Consider the following 19846-nt stretch of genomic DNA (forward strand, 5'->3'; position numbering starts at 1 on the left):
GTTACAGCACCCAGTACATTAGGGGCATCACAAAAACCCTTAATCTTCTCTTTGAGAACGAGAACCGTTTTCAGACCTACGCGGAATTTTACAGGAACTGCATATCGAAGGAAGGATTGTATTCAGGTAAAAGTTCTTTGAAATTTAGTCGGATTATGACACGTGCAATTCAAGGGTATGACGAATTTGGGCATTATCCGAATAAGATTCTATTTCGTCCTACTCTTTATCGTAAATGTGGGTACACGCAACTCAACGATAATTTCAAAACTGTTGTAGACAACTACAAATTAGCTGCGTCAAAAACAGAAAAGCGTCCGACGACAATTCATGCAGAGGCAGTTAATTGCTCTTCATTTCTGTTTGCCATGCAGAAACGGGGGGCCAATGAATTGTCCGAGATAACAGAAACTCATATACTATCATTCTTTTACGACGGAAAAGGCCTGATAAGATCAAGATCTTACAGAGACAATATAAAAGCCGTGCTTAAGGCGAACAAGGGCTTTGAGTCATGGGAAGAATGCAACCGTATTATTGGTTCATTGCCGGAAATTAAAGCGAGAAGAAAGAATTTTCAGTTTTTAGAAGACACTGAGATTGCAAAGATAAAGAGTTGCCTGACAGATGATGATAGCGAAAAGATCACCCTACGGGACAAAGCCATTATATCGGTAGCTATGTACACCGGTATGCGCGGTAGTGATATTGCCAGCATGTGCGTCTCTGATATCGATTGGCGTAGAGACCAAATAACACTAACCCAATCAAAAACAGGAGCTCCCCTGACCTTGCCTTTGCGTGCGGTTGTAGGCAATGCTATATTCGATTACATTAAACATGAACGGATTAACAACGGAACAATCAGCAATTTATTTGTAAACGCCCATTGCCCAGACAAAATGCTTGAAATCAGAAGCGTTGGATGTATTGCGACTCGTTTCTTAGCGAAGCTAGATATTAGGGCTAATGGTGGCGAGCGGGGAATTAGGCTCTTTCGTCATTACATCGCGTCTAAATTATTAGAGAATGGAGCACAGGTGCGGGTCATTAGTGATATACTTGGACACCTTTCTCCTGAATCAATCAACCCATATATTGATGCAGACCTGAAACATTTAAGAGAATGCAGTTTAAGTATTGAAATGTTTCCATTGGGGAGGGAGGTGTTACCATGAAAAAGTGTTCTTCTGTAGTATCCGGTTTGTTGGATAAGTATATATCATACAGAAAGGCAGATAGCGGTATTGGAATAGCGTCATCTGCATATTTGAGTTCATTCAATAGCTTCTGTCATAAATATTATCCGCATGCTAAAGAGTTAAGTAATGAAATGGTGACCAGGTGGTGTGCCAAACGGGAAACGGAAACGGCAACGTCACGTAACTCACGCATTGCAGTCATTCGTTCATTTCTGAAGTATACGAATAAACACAATTTGACAGCTCTCAAACCCCCGACATCCTTGTTAAGCAAAAGAGTTGTTCGTGTTTCTGTACTAGACAAAGAATTGCCTCCGTCAGTAGTGTCCGATCTATTAAACAGGTATATTATCTATAAGAAAGCATCTAATGCAATGGGGAACAGTACTCTAGAGTGCCTCTTTTTTTTCAATGATTACTGCGCAACATATCACCCGGAAGCAACGACCCTAACTGAAAAAATCATTAACCAGTGGTGTGATAAACGTATTACTGAATCGTCAGAATCCCACAATAAGCGGATATCACCGATACGAACCTTTTTAAGGTATGCAAATGGCCGTGGCTGGATAAACGTACGATTGCCGGAATTCTTGCCCTGGTCAAAGAAGCAATACACACCCTATCCTTTTAGTCCTCAGCAATTACAGGCATTCTTCAAAATAACGGACTCCTTTGTGGATGCTAAATATCTGAGTGATAAAGTGTCTGGGATCAGGAAGATAGAAATCCCTGTTTTCTTCCGGTTACTTTATAGTACGGGAATGCGTACTGTGGAAGTCAGATTGTTGAGATGTAGTGATGTTGACCTAAAGAATGGCGTTATCAATATCGATCAGTCAAAAGGTTTAGACCAACATCGTATAGCACTGCACCGAACGATGTGGGATCTATTGATCCGATATGATGAAGCGATGTCGGCACTGATGCCTGATCGTAATTACTTTTTCCCAAATGAATATGATGAGCCATACAACAGGATGTGGGAGTCATACAATTTTGTCCGTATGTGGCGTCTGGTCTCCAATGACCATGCAAGATGCTATGACTTCCGCAGTCACTATGCTGTCAGGAATATCAATAGCTGGAAGTACACCGGCCCCGAATGGTTTGACAAGCTGTTATACTTAAGCCGCAGTATGGGGCATCGTGAAATTAGAAGTACTTGCTACTATTATCAGCTGGTACCGTTGTTTGCAGAACAATTGGAAACGCTGACTGCCGAGGAATATCACAAGTTATTACCTGATTTAACAAACTATCTTTCTGATGAAAACACAATCTGAACCCTTAATAATAGCCGCAGCCATGCATGATTGGCTTAGCTCATACTTGCCTGAAGTAAGGGCGAATAGTACCAATACGCTAAAAGCCTACCGGGAAGCGTTGACTTTATACGTCCGGTTCCTGGAAGACGAGAAATCTGTCAAACCCAACAACCTGTCATCGGGTTGTTTTTCAAGCTCATACATACAATCCTGGATGATATGGCTAAAAGACAAGCGCCATAGCAGCAACTCAACCTGTAATCACCGATTGGTGTGCCTGAGAAATTTTCTTAAATACCTGAGCCGAAGAAATATAATGTTTGTACAAATCGAAGCTGAAGCATATGAAATAAAGGCAATGAGAAGCCCGAAGAAAGGCATGGATGAAATCACCAAAGATGCGATGAAGGCTTTGTTTGCGGCCCCTAACCTCAATACATCTATCGGGAAACGCGATTTTGCACTGTTTAACCTTATTTACAACACAGCAACCAGGATAGATGAAATACTTTCATTAACAATATCTTCCCTGCATCTTGATGGGAAAAGCAAAGATTGTATTACCGTTTGGGGCAAGGGTACAAAACGTAGGACCATATTTATCCTGCCCGAAGTAGCAAAAATTATAAAGGCTTATATAAAAGCCTTTCACGGCCCTACACCTAGCCCTACGGATTTTTTGTTTTTCTCTCATTATGGAGGAGGGAAAAAGAAACTTACGCAGGAGGCTATTGATAAAAGACTGAAACTATATGCATCAATAGCAAATAAAAAATGTGCAGATCTCCCAAAGAACCTGCATTCCCACAGCCTGAGACATGCACGCGCAACCCATTGGTTAGAAGATGGTTTGAATATCGTCATGATACAAAAATTGTTAGGCCATGAAGATATAAACACCACAATGGGATATGTTGGCGTATCTACAGAACAAAAAGCAAAGGCCCTGGAGGCCATAGAAGATGACCTTGCCAAAAAGATGGCCAAAAAGTGGAAAAGCGTCAAAAAGACGGACTCACTTGTAGATTTTTTAGGACTGAAGTAAGAATTTATTATCCCAACTTTTTTGCATATAAGTGTTTTGTATTCAATTATCTAAATCGCGATATTGGGATAATAATTTAGTTGGGATAAACACATTTATCCAAAATTTTGGATAAAAGTGTCCATGCTACCGGCCACATCAACAGGACAGGCAGGCATGAAAAACTCCCAGACCACAAGTTCGGCTCACAGGACTACAGCCAGGAGGAATTGGTAGCGGAATTAGGTGCTGCATACTTGTGCCATATCACCGGTATCCAGAATACCACAATTGATAACAGCGCCGCATACATCAAAAGCTGGATCGGGAAGTTTAAGGAAGATAAAAAGATGTTGCTGACAGCTTCTTCCCAGGCACAAAAAGCCGTGGACTATATCCTGGAGCACCAATCCAGCCCGAACCGGCCTGCAAACGCGAGCCAGGCCGGACAATTGGCGGAGGCAGTTTAGCCTTCGCCTTTTTTATTTCAGAAAAAACATAGTTGAACAATTAAAATCAAATATTATGAACCAGTTAAAGAGTTTTCCCCAATATATTCTACAAATCGGCCATAAGTACGGTGTGTATTCAGTGTTTGAAGATTTTCTTGAAATGGTGGTCTGTGCCTTGTCGTTAGGTGCAAAAGAAGACCGTTACCTTGAGATTGTACGGAACTACGAAAAGGAGGATGCTTACCTGTTGTCCGAAGCTTTTGGCGCTTTGGTGCTGGAAATGGATAACGACGGAAAAGGGTTGAAAGATTGCTTCGGTGACTTTTACATGGAGTACTTGAGTTTCGGGCACAACGGACAGTTCTTTACCCCAGAACCGGTATGCGATATAATGGCCAGGATTTCGAACCCGGCCGGGTTTGGCGAGCGTGTGGCAGATTGTTGCTGTGGCTCGGGAAGGATGTTGTTGGCAGCAGCAAAAATCAGTCGGGATTCACTGTTCTTTGGGGCAGATATTGACCTGACGTGTGCCATGATGTGCCTGATCAACCTATGTCTGAACGGGCTTCTGGGTGAAGTCTGCTGGATGGACACACTGATGAATAAATTCTATGCAGGTTGGAGAATCGAACTTCACCCAGAACATGGTGTCCCATACATCAGGGAAATATCAGAAACCGAAAGTTATATGATTTTGAAACTACCTGAGAAGAAGCAGGAAATCATTGATAAACAGGTGGCAAAAGCAGGAGTATCCTAGCAATTGTTGTTTGAATTCTAGGGGCAATGCCCCTTTTTTGTTCGTTTCGATATTGAAATATCTGTATTTTGATAAAAATTCGAAGTTAGTGGCTCTTTAAAAATATCCCGATATTAGTACTTGAAGTACAAAGAGCAGCATCTAAATAAAGAAATCCTGTTTTTTGATTAGGTAAAACCACTCCATTTAAAATTCCCGCAAAGTTATTGATCGCTTCACGGAAAAGTCAAGGGCGGCCCCGCCTATTGACCCCAACGCTTTGCCGCACTCCGTGTTCGGTCAGTTTTTTGTCCCGGCAAAAACCAGACGTTCACCCTTGACAAGAATCCGTGATAGCTCAATGACCGATTACGCCGAAATTTTAACCGGCGTGCCAGATGCCAAAATAAGACCGTAGGGCAACGGCAAATTACTATGAATAATACAGCTAAAAAAATCAATGCTGAAAGTAAGGAACAACAAAACAAAACTTCTTTGGAAGTTGTGAAAAAAGAAGAGAAGGCAACCACAGAAGTTCCTTCCTTGGAAAAACGCATCCAGAAAGTGGAAGATTTGAGTATGCTCATCGAAAAGTGGAGGAAGCTGACGGAAACCCGCAGGAACCTTCAGACCTTTTCGTTGGGTGCTGACGGTATGGGGGCAACAATTTTCCTACGCGACGCTTCCGGTAAAGAGTTCAAGACTTCCAATACCCCGGTTGTTTCAGCCGTGATGGAGGAAATCAAATCAACCTTGGATGAAAAAGTCAAAGAGGTTGAAGAACAGATCAAGTTCTGAAAATGGGGAGGCATTGCCTCCCCATTTTTTTGGTCGTTTGACTTATTTGAAATGATTCTGAATGGTTATGCTGAAAATTTGATAAATTATAGTTCAATTTATGTGAAAGGGTTCTTGGGGAAGAAACTCCATTCTATAGATTGAACTTGTTTGACAGACTTTGTAGCTATTGATTTTGAAACGGCAGAGGGGAAAAGTTACTTTGGCTGCGCTGTTGGAATTGTTGTTGTTAAGAATGATGAAATTGTAGACAGGTATCACAAATTATTTCAACCACAAGGGAATTTCTATCAATTAGGTGCTATTAGGGGCATCATGTTGCATTGGATAAGACTGTTAATTTATTCCCAAAGATTAAAACGCCTTTTAATTTCGTCCTTTAATGTTTGGTTGTTCTGGAAAACAAAATTCATGGTAACCAGCTGTTTTAGTTTTATGCTAGCTTCGTGACGAGACAGCGTTTTACTGTACACGAGGTTGTCAAAAATCCATATCATCCCGTGGATTTTTATTGCTTTGTTTATCGCACAATCTATAACCACCTTATTGCTGCTTAATACAGATGCATTAAGATTATTTGCAATATATATGACTGATTTATCTGTTTCTGACAATGAGTTGGGATATGGTTCTGAGTGAATTACAATGAAATCGTTCTCTGCAAGGTTATGAACGATTAGCTTTTTTACTGATTGATATGCATTAAGTACTTGTCGATGTTCCTCTTTTAAATCAAAATAAACTGATGAAGTTGTATGTATTTCTACATCAAGATTAAAAAACATTGATGCAAGACCTAAGTCATAAAGGTCAATAAAGATACAAGCATCGGTTACGGCAATCTTGGTTTTCATAAAGAGGTAAAAAGGATTAACAATTTTTGAAAATTATATCATGGTCCGATGCTCTTTTTTAAATTCTGCTAAAGGTTTATTGGAGAGGGAGGCTGCCTTGGACATTGAAATCTGGTCCTCAATTAACGCTCTAAATAAGAGTTGTTCAAAACGGTTACTCTCTTCTACACCCTTATATTCTACTGGCTCGTCTATTCTCCAATTCATCTGTCTCATAAAAAAGAAAAATTGTTTGGTATAATGCTCATTGATTATTCCACATACTTTAGCTCTCATAACTATGGCCTGCATTGAAATTCCATATTGTTTTTTGATGTTTCCTAATTCCAGGGTTGACAGTTTGTTCCGATGTTCACCTAATTCAGCTTTGATTGTTTCTTCTGGCAATAACATTGATCCTGCGAATTGGTGGCACAAAGTTTCTTTTTCTCTTTCTGTTATATTTCCAAACTTTAATAAGAGATGAGCTAACTCATGAAGTAATGTAAAACGTATTCTGTCTGGTTTATTTGCTTTTCTGATATTGAATGCAACGACAGGGATTGTATCATTTACAAAAGTTTGTAGTCCATCAAAGTCTTCATCAACGTCCAGTTTTACAACTTTGATATTTTTGTCTTCAAGCAATTCAACGATGTTAAATAGTGGTCCTCTGCCCAGAGACCATTTATCTCTTAACATGTCGGCTGCGTCATTTACTTGCTTGTAATCAACTATTGTATCCGAATTTTCAAATGGATTCTCAAATTTGTTCTGGACTCCAATGATTTCTTCTAATTCTAAATACCTCGATAGGTATTCTTTTGTCTTTTCATTGATTATAGCCGCTTCCTTTTTAGGCATTTTGTTTAGCTTCCGATATTCGACATCGGTTAATTCTATCTTGGTGGACCTAAAAAAATAATCTGAGCTAACGTTGAGGGCTTTACTTAGCCAGTGGATTTTCTCTGCATCAGGAATTACTTCCCCTTTTTCATAGCGATGAAGTGCTTGACGAGACAGCTTATTGTCCATGGCGTCTGCTAAATCCTGCAACGAAAATCCATTCATCAAACGTGCTGATTTGATGCGTTCAGCAAAGAGAGCTTTTGTTTCCATTGTTGATTTTATTTTATGGCGCAAAGTTACAAAAATTAGTTGACAATGTCAATATGTGAGCTTTGATATATGTGGATATCATTAGGGATATGACAATTTTTCATGACAATACTTGTTTGTTAAATATGACATTGTGTCTTATTTTATTTGAAATTGTAATGGTTGACAAAATGTGGTTGACAAAAATATATTTTGGTATGTTATTTGTAACTTTTGTGCGAAGAAATAACAGTTAAAAATTAATCATCATGAAAAAGAATCAGCACGTTGTTCCCCAAGGTAAAGACTGGGCGGTAAAGGGAGCCGGTAATGAAAAAGCAACAAGGTTGGTGTCAACGCAGAAAGAGGCTATTGGAATAGCGAGAGAGATTGCCAAAAACCAGCAATCAGAAGTTGTAATACATCGTAAAGATGGCCGCATTCGGGATAAGGACTCATATGGTAATGACCCATGTCCTCCGAGAGACACAAAGAATTAATTAACATTTAAACATATTAGAAAATGGAAAATTTAAACAAGAAAGACCATGAAAATCATGGCAAGGACACAAAAAAGATTCTGATTGAAGGAACTCTTTATGAATGGGGAGAAGAGAAAATTTCTTTTGCGCAAGTAATTACATTTCGTTATGGGAGTTATGACCCATCTAAAACTTATTCCGTCAGCTACGAGGATGGCCCAAAAGACAACAGGGAAGGAATACTTAAAGCAGGACAATCGGTTTACATTAAAAATAAAATGATATTCCATGCAACAGGCGGATATAAGTCTTAGTGCTGACTTGAAAAAGCTTGAAGATGAGGGCTTCTTTATAGAAGTAAGAGGCTCTTATCTTCTTGTTCATGAAATCCCATACGTTAATTCTGAAAAGCAAGTTAAGTATGGGACGATAGTGACAGTTTTGTCTTTTATACGGCCTGGCGTTATAGGTGGTAGGCCTAATAATCATACTGCGCATTTCATTGGGGATGCCCCATGTGATGAAAATGGAAATAAACTAACGTCAATTATAAACGACAGGGGAACTGCATTAGTTACTTCTGATTTTGAAGCACGATATTATTTTTCCTATAAACCAATAGGAGGGCATTATTTGGATTTTTACGAAAAAATATCTGCTTACGCACATTTGTTGTCGTCGTATGCGAAACTGATAAATCCTGATGTAACAGAGAAGGCTGGGGAACGGGAGGCGCTTTTAAGTGGGAGTGATGTTTTCAAATATCCAGATACAAATTCTGCAAGAGCAAACATCGATTATGAGAATTTGAAATTTCGCAATTTGAAGATTGGTATTATTGGGGTCGGTGGCACTGGGTCATATATTTTAGATTTAGTGTCTAAAACACGAGTAAAGGAAATTCATATTTATGACGATGATGAGCTACAGTTGCACAATACCTTTAGGTCTCCGGGAACTTTGACTGATGAACAAATCCTTTATCTTGATAGGTTAAAGAAAGTTGATTATTATGATTCTGTTTATTCGAGAATGCATCTTGGAATAAAAGTACATCCTTATCGAATAACAAAGGAGAATATCGGGGAGCTTAATGACCTTGATTATGTCTTTTTGTGTGTGGATGAAGCTGATGTTCGTTATATGATTGTTGATGAGCTGGTGAAGATGAATATGGCTTTCTCAGATGTCGGTTTATGTGTAATAAGAAGAAGTGGAGGATTGTTGGGGACAATTAGAGTTACGTCTGGGGACGTTGAAAATAATGAACATCTAAGCGAAATAATTGGGAAGGAGGAGGTGGATGAAAATGAATATAATTCCAATATTCAGATTGCTGAATTAAACTGCTTAAATGCTGCATTTGCAGTAATTAAATGGAAGAGATATGTTGGTTTTTATATGGATTTACGAAAGGAGCATCACTCGCTTTATCATATCGAAACAAATAAAATAATCAATGACTACTTTGCATCCTGAATTTGTTGAATATATTCCAAGAGAACTGGAAGAAGGGATATTGTACATTAGTATGAAGTATAAAACTGCTGGGCACAAGTGTCCTTGTGGCTGTGGAAATTTGGTTTTCACTCCATTATCGCCTGCTGATTGGCAACTGTCCTACGACGGATATGGTGTTACGTTGACACCATCTATAGGGAATTGGAATTATGACTGTAAGTCACACTATTGGATAGTAAATAATAAGGTTCGTTATGCGAGTAGGTGGAATGATTTTGAAATTGATATGGTCAAGAAGAAGGAACTGCGTGATAAAAAACAATATTTCAAGAAACGAAGAAAGAGAAATTTTAGAAATTGGATATACAAGATACTGAGTTTGTCATGTTTTGTCTGAATAGATAGCCAATCACTCTTTTCTTTCATTTTTTAGTCTTTGGATCCAGCTATGTCTTTTGATTTTCGATATGTAAAAATAAAAAGCGGGAGTATAAAGACAAATCATACAACTGTGTAGCCAAATTGACCAAGTGAGCCTGAAGGGAGATATTAGTACTGCAGGAAAGATTGTTGTTGGAATTGGATTGGCAGCAGAATTAGGAAAGGGAATCTGCGAGAATGTAACAAAAGATAATGATTCTCAAAGAACCGGTATTGATAGTTTAATGAAATTTGTCTATATTTGCATTGTAATGTATTGATTATCAATCGAGACTATATCGAGACCTATCAAGATAAGCGCTCCGGAAAATATTGATAATCAGCTGGAAGCAAAGAGAGGTTCAAACCCCAGCTGAGTCACTCTTCAAGACAACAAAGAATAGTAAAAGCGCTTAAATTGAATGGTTAAGCGCTTTTTTATTTTGCGGAAGACACCAAAATATGCATGAAATCGCAAAGTAAACGAGACTATATCGAGACCTATTCTTTAAAAACCTTCAATAGGTCTCGGTAGTCGATGTAATTTTCTGACGATCAATTCGTTTTGGGCTATTGGGTTTCGTTTTGGTACTTGTAATTATGACCCCGTGTGGCTAACTTTAAGTATGGAAGCGAGACCATTTTTTAACCTGAAAAATGAGTTGAGCAATGAGACTAATTGTCAATTTTTCTTTAAAGAGATCGAAATCCCGTGCTAACGGGAAATGCCCGGTCTATGTCCGGTGCACCATGAATCATCAACGCTTTGAATTATCTACTGGCGTTTTTGTTATTCCTGAATATTGGGATGACCAAAAGCAGAGGGTAAACAGAAGAACGGAAGAAGCTAAAGTTCTAAACAACCGATTGGTGAAAGTTGATACACGGATACAAGATGTATACAACCAGCTGGAATCACAGGGAGAGCCATTCTCTGTCATAAATGTAAAAACTAAGTTGCTTGGTATAAGTAACAATAAAGGAGTTTTGGAAGTGCTGGACGGAATTATCAAAAGTATCGACTCAAGGATCGGGAATGATTATTCAGAGGGAACATTAAAACATTACAAAACATCCAGGAAACGACTTGCCGGATTCTTCAAATCCAAATTTGGTAGAACTGACCTGGCTTTGACGGCGGTCGATTACAACTTTCTGAGCTCATTCGATCTTTACCTGAAAGCTGAACTTCGGTTAAGGCCTAATCATCAGCGTTCCAGAAAAGTAAACCACAAAGAGAATTTTTAAAATCAATAAAAGATACTATTGACAATTATTTGAAATCGGAGATTGCTAAACAGAAAATCCAATTTAGCGAAATAGATTGCTTTGAAGATTATCAATTGATTTTTAATGTAAATGGCAAATTGGAAAAAGTTAAAGTATCAGAATACGATAAACCAAAAATATCAAACGGACTTGACTTCTATTTTGAAGACAAAAGAGAAATTCGGAAATGTAAAAAAATGATAAAACAGATTTTTAAAGAAATAGACCTAAGTTCTTTCAATCTGAAATACAAGATAAATAGGACATTAAGTTTTGGATATGAGAAAGAAATACAATTGAGAGATAATACGATATATTAAAAATAAAAAACTACCGCCAATAATTAATCGTTCGAGCCGCGCGCAGCGCAGAGCTTGAACGCGGTGTTGACGTAAACCGGGATTAATAGCCGAAACAAGTATTATGGGTTTTCCGATCGGGAATAATCTATTTTGCCTGACCACGATGGTCGGGTTTTTTATTTCTGGAGGATGCCAGCTCCTGTATTTTCCTGATTCAGCGAAGGATTTACGTTCCCGCTTTGTATTCATGAAGCCGGTTTTCGGTTTTTATTTGGCTAAAGGGCAAAGCTCCGCCAGTCCCTTTTCAGGGCATTTTTACCAGTTTTTTCATAAGGCTTAGGATGGCTGAACCAACCGGTGTTGGCCCGCGTGAGTTAAATCGCCGGATGGTCACCAGCTTTCCTATGCGGCAGACCGGACATTGCGGTTCTGTGTTAAATATTAAAACCACAGCATCTTGTGATTTTAATCCATATAAGAAGTCTATTTCTTAAAATCATCTTAATATCGTATCAAGATGTGGTATTGAAGTCTAACAAACGTTCACCGGATCTTTTGATTTAAAATTCTTATCATTCTGAAGTCCCTAGTGATTGAAATTGTCCTTTTATTGTTTTTCGTGCCAATGATCACCCCCAATAAATAAGACCTGAACTTTGAACAAAGACATTTGGATTTGATGCTACGACCATCCAACCAGCCAGTTGGTTGATACTCCTTTTCATCCAATCATTTTGTTGTAAATGATTGGATTCTTTTTCCCGTTTAATTTGATTCATCGTTTTTTTTAGTATGGAACAGTATTCCCATGTTATCATTGAGTTAGAAGATGATTTGCACCAAATTGCGACGACTTCTGATCGTCTGCTGAACACGGCCAAGATGGCTATAAAGAGATGCCAGGTTTCCCTGACTGAATTAAGAAGGATGGTAATCAGTGAAGGCTTTCCCGACAGGCAGTCCGAAATCCGCTTTTTCAAAAAAATTAAACCAGAAGCCTATAGTCGCCTTTTATTTTACCAGGTCCTGTTTGAGCTGGAAAGCTTCCGGTTCAAATATGATTCCGAAAGGATCATACAATGCCTGAAAGCTAAGCTTCCAAAACCAACCAATAACGAAATAATTGAGCTTCTAAAAATATCTTTTTCCGCCCTTAAGCTAAATCAATCCATTAATTTAGAGCACTACTCAGAAAAAATGGCTGGGATGTCTTATGCTATTGTCGTTAAAATTGCGAATGATGCTGCTAAGAAAGCGGTGATCAATTCCAATAGAGAGATTTCAATAACTGATTTGGATATGGCATTGGAGGAGAACGAAGCCATAAACAAATAACCCATGGAACAATTTCCTCATTTAAAGTTCGTTCAAAAAGTTATTGGTAAACCCCGTTTTTTTGGGGGAGGTAACCTAAATAGTAGAACTCAAGAGAATAAACAAAATCGCAGAAGATACAGCTCCTATCTTTCCAATATAACAAGCCACATTAATCAGGAGTGGGAAAAAGAACTTTCCGAGCGGGAAGGCATAGAACTTCCACCACTGGATAGCAATATAATCCCTGTTTTTCTTCAGATTAACCCAGATTTAATTACAAATAAATGTTGATTATTTATGTCTGACCTCGAAATCTGAATTTATAAGACAAAATAAATTGATATTAACCTGCTTGAATTGCCCCCGCAATTTGATCATCGCGATTCGCATTTGTGCCTCCACTGTTTTTAAAGAGATGTCGAGTTGCTCAGCAATCTGTTTATATGGAATTTGCTGTTTCTTGTGCATTAAAAAAATCTCTCGGCATTTGTCTGGCAGTTCTTCAATGGCATTCTCCAGCAATTTTAGCTTCATCGCAAGTGAATCATCCGGTTCGGCAGCCAGCTCGTCCAAACCTTCTTTTTTCACTTGCTCTACAAAAATCTCGTGTTTTTGCCGGGTGCGTACCGAATCGACAAATAAGTTGTAACCGACACTAAAAAGGTAACTTTTAAAAGAAGTCGAGATCTTTAATTTTTCGCGCTTATCCCAGATCGTCGTGAAACTGGCCTGCGCCAGGTCTTCTGCTTCAGTTTGATCTTTTGTGAATTGCAAGAGGTAGGCAACCAGCGCGGTATAATGAGCCACGTACATTTCCGTAAAAAAAGTACGATTCATTTTATACTCCTTTTGGTTGTCATTTCCCTCTTCCATTCAGCACTCTTGTTAAAATCTAATCACAACGAAATTACTTTTTTCACAAAAGAAGTAAAAAAAAACGATCAACTTTTAAGGGTTGTCAAATAAAACCCCGTCTCTATAACACATTAACCAGAAAAATATGGAAACTGAAGATAATTTGATACAAAAACATTTGCGTAACGAATTAAATGACAGCGAGCTCGAGGAGCTATCCCGAAAACTTCAGGAGGACGAGCAGTTTAGACTAGAGTTTCAGGCACAGGTAAAGCAGGAGTTTCTGGTTGACCAATGGCGTTTGCAGGAAAGTCGCGACGCGAAGCTCCACCGGGTTGAGCAATCGGGCTTGTTCCACGAAGAAAGGGTTCGAAGCATTTACAGTGGCTGGAAGAAATATGCTGCTGCTGTTGTGTTCGTGTTGTTGTGTGGCTATGCTGTTCTACAGCTAACGCCAAAACGTTCTGAAATTTATGAAGACGAAATCGTCTTGACATTGAGTGACGGTACAATGAAAACCATCAGCGAAGATTCACAGGAGACGTTCAGCGAACAAAGAGGTAAGCAAGTCATTGAAGTGCAGAATAACACTTTGACTTACCAGGAATCGGTGGACGGGGAGACAGAAGTAATTGCTTTCAATGAACTTGAGGTTCCGGCCGGCAAGCGCTACCATATTCGTTTGTCCGATGGAACGCTGGTTTTTGTAAACTCAGGTAGCCATTTGCGTTACCCTGTTAATATTCACCGCCAAAATAGTCGTGAGGTGTTTTTAAGTGGTGAAGCTTATTTCGAGGTTGTCAAGGATTCGTTGCATCCTTTTGTGGTGCATGCCAACAGCGAGTTGGATGTTCGCGTTTTGGGAACCCATTTCGATGTTCGCGCTTACGCTGATGATGCAACAATTAAGACGACCCTGGCTGAAGGTAAGGTGGAAGTTTCGCTGACAGCAATGCCCGATATAAAAGCCATTCTAGCTCCGGGGGAAGCTGCAAGCTGGGCAAAGGACGATCAAAAGCTGGAAGTTGCAGCAGCTAATATGGATAACGAGATGGCCTGGATTCAGAACAAGCTACTGTTTATTGATGAGCCTTTTGCTGAAGTTCGGAAGAAAATAGAGCGCAGCTACGGCGTACAAATTCAGAATGAGCTGCCCGAACTTGATTCGGTTCGGTTTAATGGCGATTTCGATATTGAAACAGAGACAATTGAAGATGTGTTGAGCGCATTCTCGGCTACTGGCTATTTCAATTATACCAAACAAAATAATGTAATAACCATCAGAAAATAATTGCCTATGTAGAACCCAAAATTCAACCCCAAAAGCAAAAAAGGGAAATGCGCGAACACTTCCCTCCAAAGGCTTTAACATCAAAACATGTAAAACCATTTTAAATTCACTTCAAAATTATGAAAATTTACAAAACACTGCTGCTCATTTTTGCATTTCATTGCTTCTTTGCAGCAGCTGCCTTTGCACAGGGAGCGATTTACATCAAGCTTGTCGATACCCCGATCCGCGAAGCCCTGACAATGATCAAGAAGGAAACCGGCTACAAGTTCTTCTTCGAGAAAGATTTGCTGGATCCGAAACAGTCTGTTTCTGTTGATGTGACGGACGGCACCATCCAAGATGTATTGAATCAGGTATTGAAAGGACTGCCGATTGAGTATATTGTTCAAAAGAAGCAAGTTCTTCTGAAAAAGAAAGTTAGTCTGGAAGATGGAGCGCAAGAGCAAAAAACAACGAAAATCAAGTTGAAACCGGTTGCCGGTCATGTGACGAACGCCAAAGGGGAAGCTCTCCCCGGCTTGACCATTTGGCTGAAAGGTACCAACATTGGAGCTGCAACCGATGCGAATGGCGACTTCACCATGAAAGCTGCCGAAGGCTACACCTTGGTTTTTAGTTTTATCGGCTACAAAACACAAGAGCTGCCGGTTACAGGCGAGACTTTCTATTCTGTTTCGATGGAGGAGAACATCAATAGTCTGAATGAAGTACAGGTTGTTTCTTCCGGTTACCAGGAAATCCCGAAAGAACGGGCGACAGGTTCGTATGAAACGATTTCACCACGCGAAATTGAATCAGTTCCAACCATAAATATGATGGAACGCCTGGAAGGTCGCGTTGCCGGGGTAAACTTTGATGTGGCCAACAACCAGATCACCGTTCGCGGAACAAACAGCTACTCGATAACAAAGCCATTGATCGTGGTTGATGGTTTCCCGATGCCGCAGGAAGATTACAGTTTCAACGAAGGTAAACGCTTTCAAGGAGGTGCTGAGTTGAGCTACCTGAATCCAGATGACATTGCAAATATCACCATTTTGAAAGATGCGGCAGCCTCTTCAATTTGGGGATCGAGAGCAGCCAATGGTGTGATTGTAATTACGACCAAGAAAGGACAGGCGAGTGCTGAGCCAAAAGTTAATTTCAGCACGGCTATTACGGTAAGTGATAAACCTTACCTGGAAAAGCTGAAACAAATGAACAGTGCTCAATACATCGATTTTGAGCAGGAAATGTTTGATCTTGGCTATTTGCAGGATAATGTCAATGACTGGACCGCAAAAAACTTAAGCGAAGCACAGGAATGGATGTTTCGGCTACAGCGTGGAACGGCAACAGAGGCTGAGCGCGATGGCGCACTTGTCGAAATGGCAACGCGCGATAACAAGCAACAAATTAAAGACTACCTGCTACGCAATGCGATGAGCCAGCAATACAACCTGTCGATCAGCGGCGGAAGTCCGAAAAGCAGCTATTTCATTTCCGGAAACTATAACGACGATAAAGCGGTGATGAAAGCAAACGAGGGTCAAAGCTATAATGTGACAGCCAGTAACACCATGAGTTTATTTGATGACGTGATTAAGCTGACGACCGGGATCAACTACATGGGATCAACTTATACCATCAATAATACGGTGCAGGAAGCATTGTCAATTGTTTCTATTTCGGGGCTTCGTCCGTACGATATGATTGTTGACGAGAAGGGAAACAGCATCGATAACTATTTGGCGTTCCGTCCCGAAGTTATTCAGGGCTTTGAAGATCAGGGGTATCTCGACTGGACATATAACTACCTGGATGAACTGAATTACTCCAGCGTTATTCAAAAATCGAACGCTATTCGTCTGAATGCAGAAATTAGCTCAGACATTACTAGCTGGTTGAACGCGAGTGTATCGGGGATGTATTACAAATTAAGTCAGGAACAGAATACAACAAACGAGTTAAATAGTTATGAAACCCGCAGTGTGTTCAATGTGGCAACTTCAGTTGACAGTTCTAGTGGTGATTTGGTGTACGGAATTCCTATTGGAGCGAAAGTAATCTTGGGAAACATGACAAACGAAAATTATAACCTGCGTGGTCAGCTCGCCTTTAATAAAGAGTTTAATGGGATTCACCGGTTGAACATGTTGGCGAGTGCAGAGATCAGACAAGAACAGCGTTCTTTTTATAGCCACACTTTCTATGGTTATAATGAAGATACCAACACCGGACAAACGGTAAATCCGATGGAGTACTACACTACTGTTTACGGATGGAGCACATTCATCGGTAGCGAAAATAATTCTTACTTGAAATACAAAAACCGTTACTTATCTTACGTTGGGAGCGGTACCTATTCGTTATACAATCGTTATTTTCTGTCGGGAAGTATCCGCTTTGACGATTATAACATGTTAGGAGCGAGTCGTCGCGATCGGGCAATTCCTCTGTGGTCGGGAGGTATGCGCTGGAAAATTTTGGACGAACCGTTCTTCAACGCGCCGGGATTTCTGAGCAAGTTGGATGCTCGCGTGACCTATGGCAAGGGCGGAAGTACGCCGACGGGCGGCTTAGGAAATAACAATGCGATAATTAACTTATCATCCGATGATTATACCGATCTGCCAGTGGCATACCTCAGTTTTCCTGCAAATTCGAACTTGAAATGGGAAACGACAAAGACTTGGAACTTTGGGCTGGATTATGGTTTCCTGAAGGATCGGGTTCGTGGATCGCTTGAATATTATTGGAAGAAATCGGACGATATCCTTGCTCCCATGCCTTTTAACGGAACTTATGGTTTTACTCATTTGAGATATAATGCCGGAACGTTGGAGGGGCATGGTGTCGATTTTGATATTTCAGCACTGATTCTGAATAAGGATGTGAAATGGACCAGTAGTTTCAATCTTTCCTATAATACCAACGAGGTAACTCATGCCAATTACGAATTGAAAACACTGAATGATTATTTCAGAAGTGAACCAATGAAAGGCAATGCCTTGACAAGCTTATACGCTTATCGATGGGCCGGCCTGGATAGTAACGGTCAATCTCTTATTCATGGAAACAAGGAAGAAGTTATTGGTAGTGATGTTAATAGTACCGAATTGGAGCCTTCTATCCTAAAGTATATGGGAACTACCACAGCGCCCTATTTTGGAGGCTTTTTCAATACTGTGAGCTGGAAAGGCTTTGAATTAAGCGCACAAATTACTTATTACATGGGGCATGTTTTTCGAAAACCATTCTTGAGCAATTATCCTACTTGGGCAGGTACGTTCTACGGTAAGCCAGGAAAAGATATTGATATTGCCAGCCGATGGAGAGAAGCCGGCGACGAAGCCAATACAAACGTTCCCGGATTGGCAAGTGTTAATTACTACAGTATTTCGCGCTATAACTATGCCGATATTAATGTACTGCCGGCTGATCATATTCGTTTACAACAGGTTTCCCTGGCGTATCAGGTTCCTATTGAATGGCTGAAGAAATCGGTGGTGAAATCGCTGTCGTTGTCGTTCTATGCACGCAACCTGGGAATTCTGTGGCGTAAAAATAAAGAAGGTTACGACCCTCAGTATTTGTCAACAACAAATTATAGTACGTTAACGCCAGCTCGTAACTATACGATTCGTTTGAGTGCAAACTTTTAAGCTGAATTTATCAAAGTAAAAACACATGAAAAAAAGAATATTCACATACTTTATCCTTTTGATCGTATTGCTTGCTGGATGCAGGGATTATGTAGACATTGATCCGGTTGGAAACAACCGGGAGCTGATTTACACGGAAGACTATCGGTCGTTAATGAACGGCTACTCGAATATGGAATATGGCTGGAGCTACCCGATGGTGAGCTGCGACGATGCTGCTTTTTCCGAAACTTACGCGGGATCGGTTTCCGACCTTGTTGGGCGAGTTTATACATGGCAGGATTTTTTCTATGTTGAAGGAAATCAAGATTCTGACTGGAATAACTTATACAAAACAATCTACTATGCTAACGTGGTGTCGGACGGTGTAATGGATAGTAAAGACGGAACAGAAATGAAAAAGAAGGAAATTCTGGCTGAAGCCAAAGTGCATCGTGCATACTCGTACCTGTGTTTGGTGAACATGTATGCACCACACTACAACCCGGCAACTGCCACTACCGATAAGTCGGTTCCTTTGCTTTTGACCTCCAATTTGTTTGCTAAGTTGAATCGTGCTTCAGTAGAAAATGTTTACAAGCAAATTTTGATTGATTTGACTGAGGCATTGGAGTACTTACCTGATGAAGCTCAATTCAACGTATTGCCCTCCAAAGCCGCAGCTTATGCATTGTTGGCTCGTGCCGACCTGTACATGGGCGAGTACGAGCAGGCGTTGACGGATGCACAGGCGTCACTCGACCTGAATAGCAGACTGAATGACCTGAACTTGTATGCGTCGAACCCTTGGGCCTACCCGGTTTTGTTGCAAAACGAGGAAGTGCTGTTGAGTAAAAAAGCAACTTATTCATTCATTGGCACGCCGCTGAGCAGCGATGTATTGAGCTTGCTTGGCCCGGACGATTTACGTTACAGCGTTTACACCGCACCGGGCTACTCTTTCTCGCCCAGTCACGACAGCCGTGCGTATGCCATTCAGTATTACAGCTACACCAATGGTTTGAACGTAGGTCCAACTGTTCCGGAAGTGATGCTGATTAAAGCGGAAAGCCAGGCACGCACCGGCAACGATGAGGGTGCAATTGCGACCATCAACAGCCTGCGCGAAAAACGTTTTACCTCCGGCTCCGACTATGAAATTTCGCTAGCTGCCGGCGAGAGTGCTTTGGATTACGTGTTGACAGAACGCCGTATTGAATTGATGGGACGTGGTTTCCGTTGGTTCGATCAAAAACGTTTCAACCTTGAAGAAGGTCGTCGCCAAAATTACACACGCGCCTACAGAGGTGAGACTTTCACTTTGGAGCCACACTCCGAAGCTTACGTTTATCCGATTTTTGAAGATCTTATTCAGAAAAATCCCGAATTGGGAGAATAATCCACAGTCC

At 40.4% G+C, this 19846-nt stretch carries 20 protein-coding genes; 16 read left to right on the top strand and 4 right to left on the bottom strand.

Annotated elements, in window-relative coordinates:
* The first annotated feature begins 155 nt into the window (after positions 1-155).
* The 6 genes from GR929_RS00315 (at position 156) to GR929_RS00340 (ending at position 5483) form a co-directional block, all read left to right on the top strand.
* Entirely contained in the window at positions 156-1178 is a 1023-nt protein-coding gene (locus GR929_RS00315; protein WP_159516923.1) for a tyrosine-type recombinase/integrase, read from the top strand.
* On the top strand, positions 1175-2488 hold the full coding sequence (locus GR929_RS00320; protein WP_159516924.1) for a tyrosine-type recombinase/integrase: 1314 nt from the start codon (positions 1175-1177) through the stop codon (positions 2486-2488). Before GR929_RS00315 ends, GR929_RS00320 begins: the two co-directional genes overlap by 4 nt.
* Positions 2472-3515 carry a tyrosine-type recombinase/integrase gene (locus tag GR929_RS00325; protein WP_159516925.1) on the top strand — a complete coding sequence of 348 codons (1044 nt, stop codon included), beginning with the start codon at positions 2472-2474 and terminating at the stop codon, positions 3513-3515. The genes GR929_RS00320 and GR929_RS00325 overlap by 17 nt, the downstream gene beginning before the upstream one ends.
* A 107-nt stretch (positions 3516-3622) precedes the next feature.
* Complete coding sequence (locus tag GR929_RS00330; protein ID WP_201300859.1) at positions 3623-3964, top strand: zincin-like metallopeptidase domain-containing protein; 342 nt, start codon at positions 3623-3625, stop codon at positions 3962-3964.
* Between the two features lie 55 nt (positions 3965-4019).
* On the top strand, positions 4020-4706 hold the full coding sequence (locus tag GR929_RS00335) for an N-6 DNA methylase (protein ID WP_159516926.1): 687 nt from the start codon (positions 4020-4022) through the stop codon (positions 4704-4706).
* 414 nt (positions 4707-5120) lie between these two features.
* Complete coding sequence (locus tag GR929_RS00340; protein WP_159516927.1) at positions 5121-5483, top strand: hypothetical protein; 363 nt, start codon at positions 5121-5123, stop codon at positions 5481-5483.
* A 341-nt stretch (positions 5484-5824) separates the two neighbouring features.
* Here GR929_RS00340 and GR929_RS00345 read toward each other — a convergent pair whose 3' ends face one another.
* Complete coding sequence (locus tag GR929_RS00345) at positions 5825-6337, bottom strand: hypothetical protein (protein ID WP_159516928.1); 513 nt, start codon at positions 6335-6337, stop codon at positions 5825-5827.
* 33 nt (positions 6338-6370) lie between these two features.
* A complete protein-coding gene (locus GR929_RS00350) occupies positions 6371-7435 on the bottom strand; it encodes a helix-turn-helix domain-containing protein (protein ID WP_159516929.1) in 1065 nt (354 codons plus the stop codon).
* Between the two features lie 248 nt (positions 7436-7683).
* Here GR929_RS00350 and GR929_RS00355 point away from each other — a divergent pair, with 248 nt between their 5' ends.
* From GR929_RS00355 to GR929_RS00370, 5 genes are all read left to right on the top strand, one after another.
* On the top strand, positions 7684-7914 hold the full coding sequence (locus GR929_RS00355; protein WP_159516930.1) for a DUF2188 domain-containing protein: 231 nt from the start codon (positions 7684-7686) through the stop codon (positions 7912-7914).
* A gap of 23 nt (positions 7915-7937) precedes the next feature.
* Positions 7938-8210 (top strand): multiubiquitin domain-containing protein, encoded by a 273-nt coding sequence (locus tag GR929_RS00360; protein WP_159516931.1) that lies wholly within the window; start codon positions 7938-7940, stop codon positions 8208-8210.
* Positions 8185-9375, top strand: coding sequence for a ThiF family adenylyltransferase (locus tag GR929_RS00365; protein ID WP_159516932.1), 1191 nt, complete (start codon positions 8185-8187; stop codon positions 9373-9375). The genes GR929_RS00360 and GR929_RS00365 overlap by 26 nt, the downstream gene beginning before the upstream one ends.
* A 52-nt stretch (positions 9376-9427) precedes the next feature.
* Positions 9428-9754: a DUF6527 family protein gene (locus GR929_RS22105; protein ID WP_394366228.1), complete on the top strand. Its 327-nt coding sequence runs from the start codon at positions 9428-9430 to the stop codon at positions 9752-9754.
* A gap of 692 nt (positions 9755-10446) precedes the next feature.
* On the top strand, positions 10447-11025 hold the full coding sequence (locus GR929_RS00370; RefSeq protein WP_159516933.1) for a phage integrase SAM-like domain-containing protein: 579 nt from the start codon (positions 10447-10449) through the stop codon (positions 11023-11025).
* Positions 11026-11977: 952 nt separating this feature from the next.
* Here GR929_RS00370 and GR929_RS21835 read toward each other — a convergent pair.
* Complete coding sequence (locus tag GR929_RS21835; RefSeq protein WP_235933991.1) at positions 11978-12127, bottom strand: hypothetical protein; 150 nt, start codon at positions 12125-12127, stop codon at positions 11978-11980.
* 13 nt (positions 12128-12140) lie between these two features.
* Between GR929_RS21835 and GR929_RS21735 the strand changes: the two genes are divergently transcribed.
* On the top strand, positions 12141-12683 hold the full coding sequence (locus tag GR929_RS21735; protein ID WP_201300860.1) for an ATP-binding protein: 543 nt from the start codon (positions 12141-12143) through the stop codon (positions 12681-12683).
* Between the two features lie 3 nt (positions 12684-12686).
* Complete coding sequence (locus GR929_RS00380) at positions 12687-12956, top strand: hypothetical protein (RefSeq protein WP_159516934.1); 270 nt, start codon at positions 12687-12689, stop codon at positions 12954-12956.
* Here GR929_RS00380 and GR929_RS00385 read toward each other — a convergent pair whose 3' ends face one another.
* A complete protein-coding gene (locus GR929_RS00385; protein ID WP_159516935.1) occupies positions 12957-13538 on the bottom strand; it encodes an RNA polymerase sigma-70 factor in 582 nt (193 codons plus the stop codon).
* Positions 13539-13665: 127 nt separating this feature from the next.
* Here GR929_RS00385 and GR929_RS00390 point away from each other — a divergent pair, with 127 nt between their 5' ends.
* From GR929_RS00390 to GR929_RS00400, 3 genes are all read left to right on the top strand, one after another.
* Positions 13666-14811, top strand: coding sequence for a FecR family protein (locus GR929_RS00390; protein WP_159516936.1), 1146 nt, complete (start codon positions 13666-13668; stop codon positions 14809-14811).
* Between the two features lie 119 nt (positions 14812-14930).
* The gene (locus GR929_RS00395) at positions 14931-18458 is read left to right on the top strand and encodes a SusC/RagA family TonB-linked outer membrane protein (RefSeq protein WP_159516937.1); all 3528 of its coding nucleotides are present in this window, start codon (positions 14931-14933) and stop codon (positions 18456-18458) included.
* A 25-nt stretch (positions 18459-18483) separates the two neighbouring features.
* A complete protein-coding gene (locus GR929_RS00400) occupies positions 18484-19836 on the top strand; it encodes a RagB/SusD family nutrient uptake outer membrane protein (protein WP_159516938.1) in 1353 nt (450 codons plus the stop codon).
* The last annotated feature ends 10 nt before the right edge of the window (positions 19837-19846 follow it).

This window comes from Sunxiuqinia indica, from assembly GCF_009847015.1.
In the GTDB taxonomy this organism is placed as follows: Bacteria; Bacteroidota; Bacteroidia; order Bacteroidales; family Prolixibacteraceae; genus Sunxiuqinia; species Sunxiuqinia indica.